Origin of the sequence: Streptomyces sp. NBC_00028 (genome assembly GCF_045041065.1) — a bacterium.
Lineage (GTDB): Bacteria > Actinomycetota > Actinomycetes > Streptomycetales > Streptomycetaceae > Streptomyces.
Map to the genome: position 1 here is coordinate 2351351 of NZ_CP108293.1, position 14472 is coordinate 2365822.

Here is a 14472-nt window from a genome sequence, read left to right on the forward strand (position 1 = left end):
CCGGGCTCCTAGCCTTGAGCCATGGGTGATCTCTTTCTGGTCCGGCACGGTGAGACCGAGTGGTCGCGTTCCGGGCGGCACACCGGAAGCACGGACGTCCCGCTGACCGAGCACGGGCGTGCGGAGGCGCGGCGGCTGGTGCCGCTGATCCGGTCCCATCGGATCGGGGCCGCGTTCGTCAGCCCGCTGCAACGCGCGCGGGAGACCGCCGAACTGATCGGAGTGCCGGACGCCCGGGTCGATGTCGACCTGCGGGAGTGGGACTACGGCGGCTACGAGGGGATCACCACCGTCGAGATCCAGCGCACCCGGCCCGGCTGGTTCCTGTTCACGGACGGGGTCGCGCCGGGCCCGCCGGACCACCCCGGGGAGACCCCGGAGCAGGTGGGCGAGCGGGCCGACCGGGTCCTGGCCAAGGTCGACGCGGCCCACGCCAACACCGAGGGCGTGGTCCTGCTGGTCGCGCACGGGCACTTCCTGCGAGTGCTGACGGCCCGGCGGCTGGGGCTGCCGGCGGCGCAGGGGGCGCTGTTCCAGTTGGCCACGGGGACGGTGTGCCGGCTGGGGACGGAGCACGGGCGGCCGGTGATCTCCGGGTGGAATGTCAGACCCCCGTCGTAGCCTGCGAAGCAGCCGTAGCGGCGATGTCGTCAGCCGAAGGGGGAATGCCGTGACCCGTCCACCCACCGCCGCGCAGCGCCGCGTCATCGACGCCGCCGATCCCGTCACCGGGCGGCTGAAGGGCACCGAGGCACAGCTCGCGTCCCTGGTCAGACACGGGCTGGCGTTCCGGCACCCGCGACCGCCGCACGACCACTTCCTCACCCCGGCCGGGCACCGTCTGCGGGAGGCCGAGCCCGTGACGGCGGCGCCGAAGACGCCCTCGCCCTCCGGTGTCTTCGCCGCGCGCATCGGCGGCGAGGAGGATCCGCCCGCCGCGGGCCCGGCCCGGGTGCGGGAGGTGCACAGCGCGTGGGAGGGGTTGCTGGAGCTGCGCCGGATGACGAACCAGGACGGGGCCACGGACCGGCCGTGCGGCTGGGAGCGCGCGCATCTGGTGCAGGCCGCCGCGCTGGCCCTGGAGGCGGCCGGGCACCCTCCCGCTCAGGCCGATGCCGAAGACGGCTACCGGGTGCGCGCGACCCCGCAGCCCGACGCGGTCGCCGTGCGCGAACCGGACGCCGCCGCGCTCACGGCCTGCGCGGCCACGCTCCAGGCGGCGGGCTGGCAGGTCGGCGAGTACACCGAGCCACGCACCCGAGCCCGCTATCTGCTGGCCTCGCCGAGACGCGTGTAACAGCCACATGCCAGGATCGGTCCATCAACTTCCGTGGTACGAGAGGGGATTGAGATGACCGAGCCGTTCGCCGTTCCGGTGACAGTCCGCGGGTACGAGACGGATGTCCAGGGCCACCTGAACCAGAGCGTCTACATCAACTACGCGGAGCACGCCCGCTGGTCGCTGCTGCGGGCCGCCGGGATCACCCAGGCGGGGCTCATCGGCAGCGGTGTGGGGCCGGTGGCGCTGGAGACCACGATCCGCTATCGGCGGGAGCTGCTGGCGGGCGACGAGGTGGAGGTGAGCTGCGGCTTCGAGTGGGGCGAGGGCAAGACCTTCCGCATAGCGCAGACCATCCGCAAGAAGGACGGCACCGTGGCCGCCGAGATCACGGCCGTCGGCGGGCTGATGGACCTCACCGAGCGCAGGCTGGTCGCGGATCCGCGGAGGTACTTCAAGGAACTGGCGGCGGATCCGGCGCTGTTCGGCCTGTGAACCGCCCGCGAGACGCCGGTTACGCGTCGACCAGCTCCGGCCGGTGCTCGGTGTCGTAGGCCGCGCGCGACTCCGCGATGTAGACCCTGTTGCGCTCGGCCCAGTCGGTCAGGCGTTGCAGGGTCTCGTGCAACTCCCTGGCCGCCCGCGTCAGTTCGTACTCGACCTTCGGCGGGACCGTGGGATGGACGGTGCGCGTCACCAGGCCGTCGCGCTCCAGGTTGCGCAGGGTCAGGGTGAGCATCCGACGGCTGATGCCCTCGATGCCGCGCTCCAACTCGGTGAAGCGGATGGGCCCCTGAGCGGCGGCGACCAGGATCTGGACGCTCCATTTCCCGGAGACCCTGTCAAGAACTTCCCGCACCGGGCACGCGTGCGCGTTCACTGCCTCGACGGTTACACCGGTGTTCCTCTGTGACATCGAACTGCCTCCTTACGCCTCGCCTCATGGTCACTGACGATGCACTCAGTTACAAGTCGTGCACCCAAGGAGAGCGAAGGTCATGCCGACCACGATCGAGTCACAGGCGAAGGCGCAGGCGACGGCCGCGACACCGCCCCGAACATACTCCCGCTGGGCGTCTCTCGTCGTCCTCTGCGCGGGGACGCTGATGACGATCCTGGACGGCAACATCGTCACGGTCGCCATGCCGGCCATACAGAGCGACCTGGGCTTCTCGGCGACGGGTCTGGCCTGGGTCGTCAACGCCTATCTCATCCCCTTCGGCGGGCTGCTCCTGCTCGCCGGCCGGCTCGGCGACCTCGTGGGCCGCAAGCGGATGTTCACGGCGGGGCTCGCCGTGTTCACCGCGGCCTCCGTGCTGTGCGGGCTAGCGACCGGCCAGGGCGTGCTGATCGCGGCGCGTGCCCTCCAGGGCGTGGGCGGGGCGATGACCTCGGCGGTCGTGCTCGGCATGCTGGTGGCACTCTTCCCCGAGCCACGTGAACAGGCCCGTGCCATCGCGGTGTTCAGCGCGGTCGGCGCGGCGGGCGGGGCGCTCGGCACGTTCCTCGGCGGGGCGCTCACCGAGGCGTTGAACTGGCACTGGATCTTCCTGATCAACCTGCCGATCGGGATCGTGGCGTGGCTCGCCACCGTACGGGTGCTGGAGCCGGGCACCGGGGCCGGGCTCGGCAAGGGCGCCGACTACCCCGGCTCGGCCCTGGTCACGGGCGCCCTGATGCTCACGGTCTACGGCATCGTCGGCGCCGGCGACCGCGACCTGACCCACACCCTCCTCCTCGCGGCGCTCGCCCTCGCGCTCTTCACGGCGTTCACCCTCCGCCAGGCCCGGGCCGCCCGCCCCCTGCTGCGGCTGCGCCTGTTCCGCTCCCGGCTGCTGAGCGGCGCGAACGCCGTGCAGATCCTGATGATCGGCACGATGTACGGCTTCCAGTTCATCGGCGCGCTCTATCTCCAACGTGTCCTAGGCTACGGCGAGTTGCTCACCGGCACCGCGTTCCTCCCGGCGCCGATCGCGATCGGGCTGCTGATGCTCGGCCTCTCCGCCCGCACGATCGGCCGCTTCGGCGCCTACCGGGTGCTGCTCGCCGGGCTCGTCCTCATCGTCGCCGGGATGGCGCTGCTGGGCCGCGCCCCAGCCGACGGCTCCTACGTCACCGACGTACTCCCGCCGCTGCTTCTGCTCTCCGCCGGGTTCGCCGCCGCGATGCCCGCGCTGACCGGGCTGGCCATGTCGGGAGCGCGGGAGGAGGACGCGGGACTGGCGTCCGGGCTGTTCAACACCACGCAGGTGGTGGGAGGTTCACTCGGGCTCGCGGCGCTCTCGGTCCTGGCGGCGAACCGGACGGAGGGGCTGCTCGACGGCGGCGGCACGACGCTGGTGGCGGCCACCGCCGAGGGCTACCAGCTGGCGTTCCGGGTGGGCGCCGGGATCGCGCTCGCCGCGCTGGCCCTGGCGACGGTGGTCCTGCGGCCTCGGAGCAGGTGAGACGCCGACGGCCACCCGGGACGTCCTGCGCCCCCGGACCAGGCGAGACGACGGCGGGCGCCCCGCCCCGCGCCCCCGGACCAGACGGGACGACGGCGGGCGCCCCGCCCCGCGACCCCGGACCAGACGAGACGACAGCGGGCACACCACCCCGCAACCCCGAACCAGGCCAGACAACAACGGGCACACCACCCCGCAACCCCGAACCAGGCCAGACAACAACGGGCACCCCACCCCGCAACCCCGAACCAGGCCAGACAACAACGGGCACCCCACCCCGCAACCCCGAACCAGCTGAGACGACAGCGGGCACCCCACCCCGCGACCCCGGACCAGCTGAGACGACAGCGGGCACCGCGCCCCGCGACCGCGGGCCCAGTGTGAGCCGGCGGCGGGCCCCCGTGCCCGCCGCCCCCGCGTCACGCCTCGACGAACGCGTGCCGGTGGTCCTCGGCCCACTCCCGGTAGGACCGCGCGGGCCGTCCCAGCGCCTCGCGCACATCGTCCGTGACGGTGGTGTTGCCACCCCCGCGCGCGAACTCCAGCCCGCCGAGCACCCCGTCCACCGCCGGCTCGCTCAACCCGGAGGCGGCCAGCTGCTCCCGTATCTGCTCCGTCGACGGAGTGACCGTCTCCACCGGGCGCCCGATCACCTCGGCGAGCACCGCGGCCTGGTCGGGGACGCTGATCGCCTCGGGCCCCGTCAAGGTGTACGTCCGCCCCGCGTGCCCGGGGCCGGTCAGGGCCGCCACCGCCGCCTCGGCCACGTCCCGCGGGTCGACGACGCCCTGCCGCCCCTCCCCCGTCAGGTTGGGCACGGGCTGCCCCGCCCGCAGCGCCTGTGCCCAGCCGAGAGTGTTCGAGGCGAAGGACGAGGGCCGCAGGATCGTCCACTCCACCCCGCTCGCGCGCAGGGCCTGTTCACCGGGCAGATGCCAGGTGCCGAACGGGCCGAACTCCGGCTCACCGGTGCCGATGGAGGAGAGCTTCACGATCCGCCGCACGCCCGCGGCCCGCGTCAGCTCGATCAGCCGCGCGTCCCGCCCGCCGTCCTCCGGCCCGAGCACCCCCACGAGGAACGCGGCGTCCACCCCCACCAGCGCCGCCTCGACGGAGGGCTGGTCGAGGAAGTCGCCGCGCACCACCTCCACCCCGTCGGGCACCACCGCCCGCCCGGGGTCGCGGGTCAGGGCCCGCACCTTCTCACCACGTGCCGTGAGCTGTCGTACGACTTCGCTTCCGATGGTGCCCGTGGCACCCGTCACCAGGATCATGGCCTCCACGCTGCCGGACGGGCCGAGGACGACTCTTGGAGATTCCGGCACGGTTGGGCGCCCCACCCGGCCGCCGCGCCCGCTTACGGTGGAGGAGTGACGACCACGACCGCCGAGCCCTTGCCGCCGCTTCCCGACGCCCTGCGCCCCTGGATCGCCGAGACCAGCACGGTGACGGGCGGCAAGTCCGTCGCGCACGCTCCCGACACCGCGACGAAGCTGGTCGTGCGGGTCGAGGAGGGCGGCCGGCGGGATGTGCTGGTCGTCGGCCCACAGACCCGCGCCTCCTACCACCGGGCCGAGGGGGAACGCCTCTCGTCCTGTCTGCAACTGCACCTGGCGCCGGGGACGGCACGTCCGCTGCTGGGCGTGGCGGCGGCCGACCTGGTCGGTCGGGTCGTACCCCTGCGGGAGCTGCCCGCACGGGCGGCACGGCAACTGTCGTACGGCATAGGCGACTTGGCTCTCGACGACATGCTCGGCCGACTGGCTGCCGCACTGCCGCCGCTCCCGGAGTCCCGGAGCGGGCTGCTGCGGGCCGCGGTGGACGCCCTGTCGTTCCGCGGCGGCCGGATACCGGGGCAGGTGAAGGACGTGGCCCGGGAACTCGCCGTCAGTGAAAGGCAGTTGCGGAACCTCTTCGCGGAGGGCGTCGGCCTCTCCCCCAAGCACTACGCCCGCATCGACCGCGTCCGCGCGGTGCTGGCGCAGGCCCCGACCGCGAGGTGGGCCGATCTCGCCGCCACCACCGGCTACTACGACCAGGCCCACATGACGACCGACTTCCGGACCCTGATGGGCGTTCCGCCGCGTTCCTTCTTCACCGGCCGCCTCCCCGAGGCCCGCCCCTGCCAGGCGTTCGACCGGCTCCGCACGCGGGACGCGGACTCACAGTGACCTGCTAACGGCACCTCACGGCTTTCCCAAGTTGGCGCGCGACTCTCGACTGCCCTTCACAGCGCCTGCCTTGGAGATGAAGACGTGCCCCTGATGTCCGCGAAAGCCGCTCGCCGCACCCTGCTCGCCGCCTTCGGCACGGCCGTGCTGAGCACCCGGTGGCCGTCCGCCGAGGCCGCTGCCGCCACCGGGCTCGACGCCCCGGGGAAGAAGGACATCGCCATGCGGCTGGTGTCGAGCGCGGAGAACTCCTCGCTCGACTGGAAGGCGCAGTACAAGTACATCGAGGACATCAGGGACGGCCGCGGGTACACGGCCGGGATCATCGGCTTCTGCTCGGGAACGAGCGACATGCTGGCGCTGGTCGAGCTGTACACGGAGCGGGATGCCGACAATCCGCTCACCGGCTACCTGCCCGCCCTGCGCGCGGTCGACGGGACCGACTCCCACGAGGGCCTCGACCCGGGTTTCCCCGCCGCCTGGCGGAAGGCGGCGAGGACGGCCGCGTTCCGCGAGGCCCAGCGGGACGAGCGGGACCGGGTCTACTTCGACCCGGCCGTGGCGCGCGCCAAGAAGGACGGCCTCGGCACGCTCGGCCAGTTCGTCTACTACGACGCGATGGTGATGCACGGCCCCGGCACGGACGCCGTCAGCTTCGGCGGCATCCGCAAGCGGGCCCTGAAGCACGCCGACACCCCGGCCGCCGGCGGCGACGAGACGACGTATCTGCACGCCTACCTCGACGCCCGGGTGTGGGCGATGCGGCAGGAGGCGGCTCACAGTGACGTGAGCCGGGTCGAGACCGCCCAGCGGGTCTTCTTGAAGAAGGGCAATCTCGACCTGGACACGCCGCTCAAGTGGAAGGTGTACGGGGACAGTTACACCATCGCCTAAGCCGAGCCTCAGTGCGCTGCGGCGATCTCCTCGCCCGCCTCCATCGGGTGCGTCACGTCCTGCGCGTCGCGCTGCCTGCCCAGGTGGTTGAAGACCAGGTTGAGCGCCACCGCGGCCACGCAGCCCGTGGAGATCCCCGAGTCGAGCACGATCTTCGCCGTCTCAGGGAAGGCGTGGTAGAACTCCGGCGCGGTGATCGGGATGATCCCGACGGCCAGCGAGACGGCGACGATCAGGACGTTGTTGTCCTTGTCCAGGCCGGCCCTGACCAGGGTCTGGATGCCGCTGGCCGCGACCGACCCGAACAGGACGACGCCCGCTCCGCCGAGCACCGGGCGCGGTACGACCGCGATGAGCGAGGCGGCCATCGGGCACAGGCCCATCAGCACCAGGAAGGCGCCGCCGGTGGCGACGACGTACCGGCTGCGGATCCGCGTCATGGCGACCAGGCCGATGTTCTGGGCGAAGGCGCTGCACATGAAGCCGTTGAAGAAGGGGCTGAGCGCCGAGCCGAGGGTGTCGGCGCGCAGGCCCGCCGCGATGGTCCGCTCATCGGCGGGGCGCTCGACGATCTCGCCCAACGCCAGCATGTCGGCGGTCGATTCGGTCATCGAGACCACCATCACCACGCACATGGACACGATGGCCGCGGCCTGGAACTGCGGGGCGCCGAAGTGGAACGGCGTCGGGAAGCCGATCACGTCCGCGGCCCCGACCGGGCTGAAGTCGGTGACGCCGAAGGGGATCGCGAGAAGGGTGCCGATCACCAGGCCGAGCAGCACGGCGATCTGCTTGACGAACCCGCGGGTGAAGCGGCGCAGCAGCAGCACGATCACGAGTGTCGCGCCCGCCAGGCCCAGGTAGGTGGTCGAACCGTAGTCGTCCGCCGCGGGGTTGGGGCCCTGCGCCCAGCCGAAGGCCACGGGCAGCAGGGACACGCCGATGAGCGTGATGACCGTCCCGGTGACGACGGGCGGGAAGAAGCGGATCGCCTTGCTGAAGAAGGGGGCGGCGAGGAAACCGAGGAGTCCGGCGACGATCACCGCGCCGAATATGATGGGCAGCGCGTCGGACTTGTCGTCGGTGGAGGCGACGATCGCGGTCATCGGGGCCACGCCCGCGAAGGTGACGCCGTTGACGAAGGGGAGCCGGGCACCGATCTTCCAGATGCCGAGCGTCTGGAGGAAGGTGGCGAGGCCCGCGGTGAACAGACAGGCGCCGGTCAGGAAGGTGAGTTCGGTGCCGGAGAGGCCGACGGCCGCCCCGACTATCAGGGGCGGGGCGACGACTCCCGCATACATGGCGGCCACGTGTTGGAGGCCCGTGGTGGCCATTTTGACTGCGGGGAGTTTTTCGTCGACGGGGTGTGTGTCGTCGGCTCGTTGGGCGGTCACGGCGGTTCCTCCGGGTCAGCTAACACGTCGGCTCTGACGTGGGTTTCTTGGAGGTGGTGCACGGTCGTGCGGGACCGGAGGACGGGTGGGGTGCACGGGGGGACATGCACGGTGACCGTTCCGGGGCGCACACGTGTGGCGTACGCCCCGGAGACGGCCGCCATGAACCCCGCTCGGGTTCACGGCTACCGGCCGGGAGCCGTCCCTCCCAGCCGGAGATCAAGTGCCGTACAGGAATACGGAGTTACTGCGCGGCGATCCGCGCCAGCCGCTGCGCCTGCTCGCGCGTGGAGCGGGCGATCGCGTCCTCGTCGGCGTGCAGCAGGCGGTTGTTCTCGACGATCTGGCGGCCGTTGACGAAGGACGCCGTGACCGGGGCCGCGGCACCGAAGACCAGCGCGGTCACCGGGTCGGCGATGGAGGCGTGGGCGAGGGTGTCCAGCTTCCACAGCACCAGGTCGGCGAGCTTGCCGGCCTCCAGGGAGCCGATCTCGGCGCTGCGGCCGAGGACCTGGGCCCCGCCGTAGGTGCCGAGGCGCAGCGCCTGGCGGGCGTTGAGGGCGGCCTCGCGGTGGGCGCCGAGGCGGTTGATGAGGAGCGCGTTGCGCAGTTCGGTGTGGAGTTCGCCGGACTCGTTGGAGGCGGTGCCGTCGACACCGAGGCCGACCGGGACACCGGCGGCCAGCATGTCGGGGACGCGGGCGATACCGGCGGCAAGGCGGGCGTTGGACGACGGGCAGTGGGCGACACCGGTCTTCGTGCGGGCGAAGGCGGCGATGTCGGAGTCGTTCATATGGACGCAGTGCGCCATCCACACGTCCTCGCCGAGCCAGCCGGTGGACTCGAAGTAGTCGGTCGGGCCCATGCCGAACAGTTCCTTGCAGAACTGCTCCTCCTCGACGGTCTCCGAGCCGTGGGTGTGCAGCCGCACGCCGAGACGGCGGGCCAGTTCGGCGCCCTGGCGCAGGAGTTCGGTGGAGACGGAGAAGGGCGAGCAGGGGGCGACGGCCACCTGGGTCATGGCGTCGAAGGAGGAGTCGTGGTGCTCCTTGACGGTCGCCTCGGTCGCGGCGAGGGCGCCTTCGAGGGTCTCGACGGCGAAGTCCGGGGGCAGGCCGCCGTCCTTCTCGCTGCGGTCCATGGAGCCACGGGCGAGGGTGAAGCGGACGCCCATCTCGCGGGCGGCGCGGATGATCGAGCCGGACAGGTCGCCGGAGCCCTGCGGGAAGACGTAGTGGTGGTCCATCGCGGTGGTGACACCGCCGCGGGCCATCATGCCCAGCGAGCCCTGCGCGGCCGAGTACGTCATCTGCTCGTCGATGCGCGCCCAGGTCGGGTACAGCGCGACGAGCCAGTTGAAGAGGTTGTGATCGGTGGCCAGACCCCGGGTGATCCACTGGTAGAAGTGGTGGTGGGTGTTGACCAGACCGGGGGTCACGAGATGTCCGGTGGCGTCGATGCGGCGTACGACGTTCTCCAGGCCCTCGGGGGCCCTGCCCGCGCCGAGCGACTCGATGCGGTTGCCGGCGATGACGACGTGACCGCTCGCGTACTCCGTGTCCTGGGCGTCGACCGTCGCGATCGAACAGTTCTCGATGACGATGCGCTGGGCTGTTGCTGCCATGGTTTCGTCCTTTGCGCTTCGGTGGAGAGGGCACGGCAGGACCCCGGAAGATTTGAGTGCCGCGGCCGGTTCGGAGACCTCAGGAGACCTCACCGGCCGCGGGTGCCGCAAAAACGTGCGTTGTTACAGGTTGGTGAGGTCCACGGGGATCTTCGGCTCGCAGCCGTCCCGCAGGATCGTCGCCTCGATCAGGCCGTAGGGCCGGTCCGCGGCGAAGTACACCTCGTTGTCGTTCTTGAGCCCGAACGGCTCCAGGTCCACCAGGAAGTGGTGCTTGTTCGGGAGCGAGAAGCGGACCTCGTCGATCTCGCTGCGGTTGTTGATGATCCGCGAACCCATTTGGTACAGGGTCTGCTGGAGCGAGAGCGAGTAGGTCTCGGCGAACGCCTGGAGCATGTGCTTCCTGGTCTGCTCGTAGGACTTCTCCCAGTGGGGCATCCGCTGCTCGTCGTCGGTCCAGTTGAACCGCCAGCGGGCCGAGACCTGGGTGGCCAGGATGCGGTCGTACGCCTCCTGGAGCGTCGTGTACTTGTCCTTGACGTAGCCCCAGAACTCGGAGTTCGTCGAGTTCATCACGACCAGGTCCTTCAGACCCGAGATGACCTCCCATGACGAGCCGTCATAGGTGATCTGGGTGACCCGGGTCTCCTGGCCCTTGCGCACGAACGAGTGCTTGACCTCGTCCGCGCCGATGAACTGGGAGTTCGCGTCGGAGGCGGCGATGCGCTCCCAGGCGTACTCCTCGATCCGGATCCGGGCCACCTTGATCGGCTCCTGCGAGGTCACGAAGTGCCGGGCGAGGTGGATGCCGAACTGCTCGGCCGACTCGATGCCGTGCTCCTTGGCGAACGCGTACACCGTGTTCTTGGTGGTGTCGGTCGGCAGGACATGGGCGTTGGAGCCGGAGTAGTGGACCTCGTCCATGTCGCCGCTCAGCGCGACGGACACGTTCAGGTCCTTGATGTGGTGGGTGGCGCCGTCCCGCGTGATCTTTACGACTCGGTTCTCGGCCTTGCCGTACTGGTTCTGTCCCAGGATCGTGGGCATGTCTGCTAGCTCCCTCGGTAAACGGAGTAGCCGAACGGGTTGAGCAGCAGCGGTACGTGGTAGTGCTCGCCGGGCTTGACGGCGAAGGTGATCGCTACCTCTGGAAAAAACGCACCGCTGTCCCGATTCGCGGGGGCGTCCTGCTGCGCATCGGCTTGCTTCTTCTCGAAGTACGGTTCGACGGCGAAGTCGAGCCGTACGTGTGTGGTGCCCTCCGGCAGGGCCGGCAGGTCCTTGCACCGCCCGTCCGCGTCGGTCGCGCTGCCGCCGAGCGCCTGCCAGTCCGCGCCCGGGCCCGGGCGGGCGGACAGCTGGACGGCGACTGCCTCGGCGGGGCGGCCGATGCTGGTGTCCAGGATGTGGGTGGACACCGAGGCGGTGGTGCTGGTGCTCATGCTGCGTCAGTCCTCTTCGACGAGTCGGGCGAGCCGGATACGGTTGATCTTGCCCAGCTCGGTGCGGACGATCTCCCGCTCCTGCTCCGGCGCGTTCCCGATCCGCTCCTTGACCGCGTCGCGCATCTGCTCGCCGGTCCGGCCGGTGGCGCAGATGAGGAAGACATGGCCGAACCTCTCCTGGTAGGCGAGGTTCAGCTCCAGCATCTCGGCCTTGAGCTCCTCCGTCGCGCCGGCCATGCCGCGCTGTTCACGGGCGGAGGTCGGGTCGCCCTCCTTGGGGCGGCCGATGGGCGGGTGTCCGGCCATCGCCTCGGCGAGGTCCTCGGCGGTCAGCTCGGCCGTCGCGGCGTCGCTGACGGCGTAGAGCTCGTCGCTGGTGGAGTAGGGGCGGGCGGCGAGCAGCCGCCGCGCCCATGCCGTGGAGGCACACGCCTCGTGGAGGGCGGCGAAGGCCGCGTGCTCCTCCAGGGCGTTGAACCGGGTCAGGCCCGGCGGCGTGGAAGTCGAAGTCACGGGAGCCTCCGTGGCCATGTTGCTGAACGGGCTGCCGATAGCTAACGCCCTTCGAAACACCACGTCAACACTTTGTTGAAAATTCGGGGTTACAAGCCCCTGCGGGGGCTACAGGCCCTTGTCGCGGTTCAGATAGTTGTAGACCGTGAACCGGCTGACGCCGAGGGCGCTCGCCACGGTCTCCACGCCGTGCCGTACGGAGAAGGCGCCACGCGCCTCGAGTATGCGCACGACCTCCTGCTTGGCCTTGCGGTCCAGGTCGGCCAGCGGCTTGCCCTGTTTGCGCTCCATGGCGGCCAGGATGTGATCGAGGGAGTCCGCGAGCTGTGGCAGGCGCACGGCGACCACGTCGGCGCCGTCCCAGGCCAGCACGACGTCGTCGGGGCCGGCCTCGTCGGGCGGGACCAGCTCCCCGCCCATGGCGTCGACCAGCGGCTTCACCGCCGTGATGAAGGGTTCGTCCCCCGAGCCGGTCACTTCCCGCCCTCCCCGACCACGTTCTCCCCGATCACGTTGACCTGGAGCGAGACCCGGGTGGCGCCGGCCGCCAGGGACCTGCGCAGCAGCGCGTCGACAGCGGTGAGCACGGCGTCGGCACCGCCTTCCACGGTGTTGCCGAACGGGCCGACGTCCACCGCGTCCAGTTCGGCGCTCTCGACGACCTCACGGGCCGCGACCGCGTGCGCGGGCGCCTCGTCCAGGTCGAAGGGCTCGGTCGTGAACTCCACTCTCAATCGCACGCGCTCAACCTAACGCGCGGCGTCGACTTCCGCCGAGCCCTCTTGACAAGCGACGAGACCCGACGGCAATCTTCCATTAAGCAGAAACGAACTTCCGCAATACGGAATCACTCGACACGGAAGGGAGCGCAGACCCCTATGGGATTCGCAGACCAGCGCTTCAACGTCAACCTGTCGATCCTCTTCACGGAACTCCCGCTCCTGGAGCGCCCCGCGGCCGCCGCCGCGGCGGGCTTCACCGCGGTCGAGCTGTGGTGGCCCTGGGTCGACTCCCCCACCCCCGAGCAGTCCGAGCTCGACGCCCTGAAGAAGGCGATCGAGGACGCGGGCGTCCAGCTCACGGGCCTGAACTTCTACGCCGGTCAGCTGCCCGGCCCCGACCGCGGCGCCCTGTCGATCCCGGGCGAGGAGTCGGAGAGGTTCCGCGCCAACATCGAGGTGGCCGCGGACTTCGCCCGCTCCCTCGACTGCAAGGCGCTCAACGCCCTGTACGGCAACCGCGTCGACGGCGTGGACCCGGCCGCGCAGGACGCGCTCGCGCTGGAGAACCTGGTCCTCGCGGCCCGCGCGGCCGACCGGATCGGCGCGATCCTGCTGATCGAGACGCTGAACAAGCCGGAGTCGCCGCGCTACCCGCTGGTGTCCGCGCCGGCCGGGATCGGGATCGTCGACAAGGTCAACGAGGCGACGGGACTCGGTAACGCCAAGTTCCTCATGGACCTCTACCACCTGTCCATGAACGGCGAGGACCTGCCGGCGGTGATCGAGGAGTACGCCGCGAAGACCGGCCACGTCCAGATCGCCGACAACCCGGGCCGTGGCGCCCCGGGAACCGGCTCGCTGCCCCTCGAAGACCTCCTCGACCAGCTGAAGAAGGCGGGTTACGACGGCTGGGTCGGCCTCGAGTACAAGCCGGGCGACCGCCCGAGCGCCGAGGCCTTCGACTGGCTGTCCCGCTGACCCCCTCCCCGAAAGGCACCCCCATCATGAGCAACACCCTTCCCAAGATCGCGTGGATAGGCCTCGGCATCATGGGCTCCCCCATGTCCGAGAACCTGATCAAGGCGGGTTACGACGTCACCGGCTTCACGCTGGAGCAGGACAAGCTGGACCGCCTGACCGCCGCGGGCGGCAAGGCCGCCGCCTCGATCGCCGAGGCCGTGCGCGACGCCGACGTGGTCGTCACCATGGTCCCGGCCTCCCCGCAGGTCGAGGCCATCTCCTACGGCCCCGACGGCATCCTGGAGAACGCGAAGTCCGGCGCCCTGCTGATCGACATGTCCTCGATCACCCCGCAGACCTCGGTCGACCTCGCGAAGGCCGCCAAGGACAAGGGCATCCGCGTCCTGGACGCCCCGGTGTCCGGCGGCGAGGCCGGCGCCATCGAGGCCGTGCTGTCCATCATGGTCGGCGGTGAGCAGGCCGACTTCGCCGCCGCCAAGCCGATCCTGGAGGCGCTCGGCAAGACCATCGTGCTGTGCGGTCCGCACGGCTCGGGCCAGACCGTGAAGGCCGCCAACCAGCTGATCGTCGCCGTCAACATCCAGGCGTGCGCCGAGGCCGTGGTCTTCCTGGAGAAGTCCGGCGTGGACCTGAAGGCCGCGCTCGACGTCCTCAACGGCGGCCTCGCGGGCTCGACCGTGCTGACACGCAAGAAGGACAACTTCCTGAACCGCGACTTCAAGCCGGGCTTCCGTATCGATCTGCACCACAAGGACATGGGCATCGTCACCGACGCCGCCCGCAACGTCGGCGCGGCCCTGCCCGTCGGCGCGGTCGTCGCCCAGCTGGTCGCGTCGCTGCGCGCCCAGGGCGACGGCGGCCTGGACCACTCCGCACTGCTGCGCGCGGTCGAGCGCCTCTCCGGCGCCCAGCTCTGACACTCAGCCCCCCAGACCCCGGGCGGCGCACGCTGCTGACACCTGTCCTGTCGCGCCCAAGCGGCGGCGCCGCCCGGAATCCACT

Annotated in this window: 17 protein-coding genes; 8 read left to right on the top strand and 9 right to left on the bottom strand. The window is 70.8% G+C overall.

The window, feature by feature from the left end; translation table 11 throughout:
* The first annotated feature begins 21 nt into the window (after nt 1-21).
* Genes OG885_RS10440 through OG885_RS10450 form a run of 3 tightly spaced genes read left to right on the top strand, consistent with a single transcriptional unit; the run spans nt 22 to nt 1774 of the window.
* The gene (locus OG885_RS10440; protein WP_405729488.1) at nt 22-621 is read left to right on the top strand and encodes a histidine phosphatase family protein; all 600 of its coding nucleotides are present in this window, start codon (nt 22-24) and stop codon (nt 619-621) included.
* 49 nt (nt 622-670) lie between these two features.
* Entirely contained in the window at nt 671-1297 is a 627-nt protein-coding gene (locus OG885_RS10445; protein ID WP_405729491.1) for a hypothetical protein, read from the top strand.
* Nucleotides 1298-1351: 54 nt separating this feature from the next.
* On the top strand, nt 1352-1774 hold the full coding sequence (locus OG885_RS10450; RefSeq protein ID WP_405729494.1) for an acyl-CoA thioesterase: 423 nt from the start codon (nt 1352-1354) through the stop codon (nt 1772-1774).
* A gap of 19 nt (nt 1775-1793) precedes the next feature.
* Here the strand turns inward: OG885_RS10450 and OG885_RS10455 are convergent, their stop codons facing one another.
* Nucleotides 1794-2195, bottom strand: a complete 402-nt coding sequence (locus tag OG885_RS10455) for a winged helix-turn-helix transcriptional regulator (RefSeq protein ID WP_405729496.1) — start codon at nt 2193-2195, stop codon at nt 1794-1796.
* A gap of 82 nt (nt 2196-2277) precedes the next feature.
* Here OG885_RS10455 and OG885_RS10460 point away from each other — a divergent pair, with 82 nt between their 5' ends.
* Nucleotides 2278-3726 (top strand): MFS transporter, encoded by a 1449-nt coding sequence (locus OG885_RS10460; protein WP_405729498.1) that lies wholly within the window; start codon nt 2278-2280, stop codon nt 3724-3726.
* 419 nt (nt 3727-4145) lie between these two features.
* On the opposite strand, the gene OG885_RS10465 is transcribed toward OG885_RS10460, so the two are convergent.
* A complete protein-coding gene (locus OG885_RS10465; RefSeq protein WP_405742678.1) occupies nt 4146-5000 on the bottom strand; it encodes an SDR family oxidoreductase in 855 nt (284 codons plus the stop codon).
* A gap of 96 nt (nt 5001-5096) precedes the next feature.
* Between OG885_RS10465 and OG885_RS10470 the strand changes: the two genes are divergently transcribed.
* Nucleotides 5097-5897, top strand: a complete 801-nt coding sequence (locus OG885_RS10470; protein WP_405729501.1) for a helix-turn-helix domain-containing protein — start codon at nt 5097-5099, stop codon at nt 5895-5897.
* Nucleotides 5898-5990: 93 nt separating this feature from the next.
* Nucleotides 5991-6791, top strand: coding sequence for a chitosanase (locus tag OG885_RS10475; protein ID WP_405729504.1), 801 nt, complete (start codon nt 5991-5993; stop codon nt 6789-6791).
* A gap of 8 nt (nt 6792-6799) precedes the next feature.
* Here the strand turns inward: OG885_RS10475 and OG885_RS10480 are convergent, their stop codons facing one another.
* The 7 genes from OG885_RS10480 to OG885_RS10510 form a co-directional block, all read right to left on the bottom strand.
* Nucleotides 6800-8185, bottom strand: a complete 1386-nt coding sequence (locus OG885_RS10480; RefSeq protein WP_405729507.1) for a nucleobase:cation symporter-2 family protein — start codon at nt 8183-8185, stop codon at nt 6800-6802.
* A gap of 244 nt (nt 8186-8429) precedes the next feature.
* The gene (locus OG885_RS10485) at nt 8430-9809 is read right to left on the bottom strand and encodes an 8-oxoguanine deaminase (protein ID WP_405729510.1); all 1380 of its coding nucleotides are present in this window, start codon (nt 9807-9809) and stop codon (nt 8430-8432) included.
* A 123-nt stretch (nt 9810-9932) separates the two neighbouring features.
* Complete coding sequence (gene pucL, locus OG885_RS10490) at nt 9933-10856, bottom strand: factor-independent urate hydroxylase (RefSeq protein WP_405729513.1); 924 nt, start codon at nt 10854-10856, stop codon at nt 9933-9935.
* A gap of 5 nt (nt 10857-10861) precedes the next feature.
* Nucleotides 10862-11251, bottom strand: coding sequence for a hydroxyisourate hydrolase (uraH, locus tag OG885_RS10495; RefSeq protein ID WP_329333079.1), 390 nt, complete (start codon nt 11249-11251; stop codon nt 10862-10864).
* 6 nt (nt 11252-11257) lie between these two features.
* On the bottom strand, nt 11258-11767 hold the full coding sequence (uraD, locus tag OG885_RS10500; RefSeq protein WP_405729517.1) for a 2-oxo-4-hydroxy-4-carboxy-5-ureidoimidazoline decarboxylase: 510 nt from the start codon (nt 11765-11767) through the stop codon (nt 11258-11260).
* A 108-nt stretch (nt 11768-11875) separates the two neighbouring features.
* Entirely contained in the window at nt 11876-12244 is a 369-nt protein-coding gene (locus tag OG885_RS10505) for a helix-turn-helix domain-containing protein (protein WP_399951370.1), read from the bottom strand.
* Nucleotides 12241-12507: a hypothetical protein gene (locus OG885_RS10510; protein WP_329333084.1), complete on the bottom strand. Its 267-nt coding sequence runs from the start codon at nt 12505-12507 to the stop codon at nt 12241-12243. Before OG885_RS10510 ends, OG885_RS10505 begins: the two co-directional genes overlap by 4 nt.
* Before the next feature lie 138 nt (nt 12508-12645).
* Here OG885_RS10510 and OG885_RS10515 point away from each other — a divergent pair, with 138 nt between their 5' ends.
* Together OG885_RS10515 and OG885_RS10520 are read left to right on the top strand one after the other, a co-directional pair.
* Nucleotides 12646-13467, top strand: coding sequence for a TIM barrel protein (locus OG885_RS10515; RefSeq protein WP_405729520.1), 822 nt, complete (start codon nt 12646-12648; stop codon nt 13465-13467).
* Between the two features lie 26 nt (nt 13468-13493).
* Nucleotides 13494-14387: a 2-hydroxy-3-oxopropionate reductase gene (locus OG885_RS10520; protein ID WP_405729523.1), complete on the top strand. Its 894-nt coding sequence runs from the start codon at nt 13494-13496 to the stop codon at nt 14385-14387.
* Nucleotides 14388-14472: the final 85 nt, after the last annotated feature.

Excerpts from the sequence above, each read along its gene's own strand:
- OG885_RS10475 (WP_405729504.1), top strand. The coding sequence starts at position 5,991 with ATGTCCGCGAAAGCCGCTCGCCGCACCCTGCTCGCCGCCTTCGGCACG.
- OG885_RS10460 (WP_405729498.1), top strand. The coding sequence starts at position 2,278 with ATGCCGACCACGATCGAGTCACAGGCGAAGGCGCAGGCGACGGCCGCG.
- OG885_RS10440 (WP_405729488.1), top strand. The coding sequence starts at position 22 with ATGGGTGATCTCTTTCTGGTCCGGCACGGTGAGACCGAGTGGTCGCGT.
- OG885_RS10455 (WP_405729496.1), bottom strand. The coding sequence starts at position 2,195 with ATGTCACAGAGGAACACCGGTGTAACCGTCGAGGCAGTGAACGCGCAC.
- OG885_RS10515 (WP_405729520.1), top strand. The coding sequence starts at position 12,646 with ATGGGATTCGCAGACCAGCGCTTCAACGTCAACCTGTCGATCCTCTTC.
- pucL (WP_405729513.1), bottom strand. The coding sequence starts at position 10,856 with ATGCCCACGATCCTGGGACAGAACCAGTACGGCAAGGCCGAGAACCGA.
- OG885_RS10465 (WP_405742678.1), bottom strand. The coding sequence starts at position 5,000 with ATGATCCTGGTGACGGGTGCCACGGGCACCATCGGAAGCGAAGTCGTA.
- OG885_RS10485 (WP_405729510.1), bottom strand. The coding sequence starts at position 9,809 with ATGGCAGCAACAGCCCAGCGCATCGTCATCGAGAACTGTTCGATCGCG.
- OG885_RS10450 (WP_405729494.1), top strand. The coding sequence starts at position 1,352 with ATGACCGAGCCGTTCGCCGTTCCGGTGACAGTCCGCGGGTACGAGACG.
- OG885_RS10520 (WP_405729523.1), top strand. The coding sequence starts at position 13,494 with ATGAGCAACACCCTTCCCAAGATCGCGTGGATAGGCCTCGGCATCATG.
- uraH (WP_329333079.1), bottom strand. The coding sequence starts at position 11,251 with ATGAGCACCAGCACCACCGCCTCGGTGTCCACCCACATCCTGGACACC.